The sequence below is a fragment of the Tepidimonas sp. genome, assembly GCF_046292505.1.
GTDB lineage: Bacteria > Pseudomonadota > Gammaproteobacteria > Burkholderiales > Burkholderiaceae_C > Tepidimonas.
Window position 1 is genome coordinate 1 of the sequence record NZ_JBKBQX010000269.1, and the last position, 534, is coordinate 534.

The 534-nt window shown below is 69.3% G+C and carries 2 protein-coding genes; both read left to right on the forward strand.

Annotated elements, in window-relative coordinates; translation table 11 throughout:
* On the forward strand, positions 1–261 hold a 261-nt coding region (locus ACK4TH_RS13200), incomplete at its 5' end, for an MBL fold metallo-hydrolase (RefSeq protein ID WP_409627088.1).
* 2 nt (positions 262–263) lie between these two features.
* Positions 264–534 (forward strand): molybdenum cofactor biosynthesis protein MoaE (locus tag ACK4TH_RS13205; protein ID WP_409627089.1); only part of this gene is annotated, 271 nt, incomplete at its 3' end.

The following is a 534-nucleotide window of genomic DNA, read 5'->3' on the forward strand; positions in this document are numbered from 1 at the left end:
CCCGGCTTCGGCACCAACAGCTTCCCTTTTCCGATCACCTATGTGGAGGTCTCTCCCGAGGCGCCGGCGGTGCTCGCAGGCGCCGGCATCACCGCCTTCTCGGTCGACCACGACCAGCGCGCCGGCCCCTGCCAGGGCTATCGCATCGCGCGCGACGGAAAGCTCTTCGCCTATTCCGGTGACACCACCTGGACCGACACCCTGCTGCCGCTCGCCGACGGCGCCGAAGTCGCGATTTTCCCACCGGTGACCGGGGGCTAGGCATGAAGATCGTCGTGCAGAGCGAGCCCTTCGACCTCGGCGCCGAATTCGACGCGATGCGCGCCGGCCGCACCGACATCGGCGCCATCGCGAGCTTCGTCGGGCTGGCGCGCGACATGAACGAGGGCAGCGGCGTCACTGCGATGACGCTCGAGCACTACCCCGGCATGACCGAGAAGGCGCTTGCCAAACTGGTCGACGACGCCAACGCGCGCTGGGCGCTGCAGGACGTGACGGTGATCCACCGCATCGGCCGCCTGCTCCCGGGCGACC